The organism is Variovorax sp. P4_D9 (genome assembly GCF_056401695.1).
The window spans coordinates 1-2104 of sequence record NZ_JBFUIU010001193.1; the positions used below are offsets into that span (position 1 = coordinate 1).

Annotated in this window: 3 protein-coding genes and 2 pseudogenes; 2 read left to right on the forward strand and 3 right to left on the reverse strand. The window is 61.2% G+C overall.

What is annotated here, in order from left to right:
* Positions 1-486 (forward strand): hypothetical protein (locus tag AC1DY5_RS52845; protein ID WP_478122221.1); only part of this gene is annotated, 486 nt, incomplete at its 5' end.
* Positions 487-722: 236 nt separating this feature from the next.
* On the opposite strand, the pseudogene AC1DY5_RS52850 reads toward AC1DY5_RS52845, so the two are convergent.
* Positions 723-839, reverse strand: a pseudogene (locus AC1DY5_RS52850) (integrase); the annotation flags it as partial.
* A gap of 242 nt (positions 840-1081) precedes the next feature.
* Positions 1082-1252 carry a hypothetical protein gene (locus tag AC1DY5_RS52855; protein ID WP_478122222.1) on the reverse strand — a complete coding sequence of 57 codons (171 nt, stop codon included), beginning with the start codon at positions 1250-1252 and terminating at the stop codon, positions 1082-1084.
* A gap of 332 nt (positions 1253-1584) precedes the next feature.
* On the opposite strand from AC1DY5_RS52855, the gene AC1DY5_RS52860 reads away from it, so the two are divergent.
* Positions 1585-1734: a hypothetical protein gene (locus tag AC1DY5_RS52860; protein WP_478122223.1), complete on the forward strand. Its 150-nt coding sequence runs from the start codon at positions 1585-1587 to the stop codon at positions 1732-1734.
* 64 nt (positions 1735-1798) lie between these two features.
* On the opposite strand, the pseudogene AC1DY5_RS52865 reads toward AC1DY5_RS52860, so the two are convergent.
* A pseudogene (locus AC1DY5_RS52865) lies at positions 1799-2104 on the reverse strand (AI-2E family transporter); the annotation flags it as partial.

The window sequence follows — 2104 nt, forward strand, 5'->3', positions numbered from 1 at the left end:
GATGAGTTCGACGATGCCATCGACGTTGCAGTCTGGCACCATGGCCCAACGCATCGTGGTGGGCGAATTGTTCGAGCTCGTTCAAGGGTGGCCCGCCTGATCTCCCGCTTGTATGCTGCGGCAAACGCACCTCTTCGCGCGAGAATGCTCGCGGGTCTGCTGCGGCCCCTCGGCCCCCTGGGCTTAGTGGCCACTGCCGCAGGTGCCTTTGCTAGCTATCTGCATCGGGGAAGTAGTGAAGGGGTGCGAGTCGCTCTCGACGATGTTGGCCGCTATACCAGCGATCAGATCTTCGAGCTCGCGCGGTTCGTTGAGCAGGTCAGCCCGGAAGCCCTGCAGGAAGTTGCAAGCCTCGTTGCTGAAAGCCCGATAGGAATCGCCGCCTTCAGTGTTTCCGTGGCTATGTTGCTTTCGCGTTTGCTCCAGGGAACCGATGCCGCCGTGAAGACGCCGGGTCAAGGGCACCGTCCAGGGAACTGTGTCTGAGACCAAACGCGCTGGATCGAAAGGCGCCAAGCGTGAAGCACTGGGCTATTCAAGATCCCCTCGGATCTGTGTAGCTCGTGGCGGAGAAGTAGACGTGCAAGCAACAGCGCTCGTCAAGTCCGCCACGCCACCTTTGCCCAAATGCCCCGGCGACGAGCTATGTCTGCACTACCTTGGAACCGGTCGTCGATGACTCAGCCCTCCCGGCGCCGAGCGCCCGAAGTCGCCAACTCGATCATCTGGAGCCGCGCTCGAAGTGCCCAGATGTCCTTGACCTTGAACGGGGCCTTCTGGCCGACGATCTTGCCCTTGTTCCATGGCTCCCGGCACGCAGCTTTGACATTGGATTCCATGAAGGACTCCCATGAAGTTGAGGGTCATCAAAGATGCGCCTTTCTGCCTTTCGGAGACCAATGCACTTGCCGTGAGCCACGGCGGCAGCTGGAGCAAGGGTGAGCCGCTCTGGAAGGAGTCGTGCTTGGCTCCAGGTTCTCATGCCGGACGTCAGTTTCCCGGCTTCGCTACGACCTCACGGTCCCGGCCACAAGCGGGTATCTGTGAACGGCGGCTGCTTCCAGAACAACGCCAATCTCAACTACGGGCCGGAGAAGGGAACGCAGAACATCCTGAATATCCAGCCCGTGATCCCGATCTCCGTGAACAAGGACTGGAACATCATCACGCGCACGATCGTGCCAGTCATCTCGATGCCATCGCTGGGCCCGGGCATCGACAGCACCAGCGGCGCCGGAGACACGGTACTCACCGCCTTCCTCTCGCCCGCCAACCCCGGCAAATGGATCTGGGGCGCGGGCCCGGTGATCCAGATTCCCACCAACAGCAGTTCAGAACTGGGCAACAAGAACTGGGGCCTGGGGCCGTCCGCCGTGGCGCTGCACCTCGAYCACGGCAGCCCGTGGGTSTACGGCGCACTGTTCAACAACATCTGGTCGGTGAGCAGCAGCAAGCAGGGGTGGCTCGTACAACAMMTTCCTGCTCCAGCCCTWCATCAACTAYAACTTYCCRGGRGGCTTCTATCTCACCACMGCCCCGATCWTCACGGCCGACTGGAAGGCCGACAGCAGCCAGCGATGGACCGTGCCGCTCGGCGGCGGCGTCGGCAAGATCTTCCATCTGGGGAAGCTGCCGGTGAACACGCGGTTCTCCGCGTACTACAACGTCGTGAAGCCGGACAACGGCGCCAATTGGCAGATCCGTGTGCAGGCGCAGTTCATGTTTCCCAAATGATCAAGCGGATTGCTTCCGCTGATTTTGGGGCGCGCGGAAGATGATGCAGGAGCGTCGCGCACCTTTAGGCCGTTGGCCTGCCCTGCAGCGCAAATGCCTCGGCTTCTGAATAGGAATGGAGTATCAGGTCGACATGGTTGGCGACCGATTCCTCCGACGGCGCCGCCTCGTCAATCCTCAACTTGACCGTGGTCAAGATGGCGTGCGGGAGTGCAGCACGAAGGCCGTCGGCCACCCTGCACCATTCGGCCATGGAGTCGCTTGCCGGATAGACCAGAAACGAAGTACCGACGAGAACCGATTTGTCGTCGTTGGAAGGATCGTGGGGGTCGTTGAGAGATACGCTTCGTGCGTCCACCCCGTCGATGCG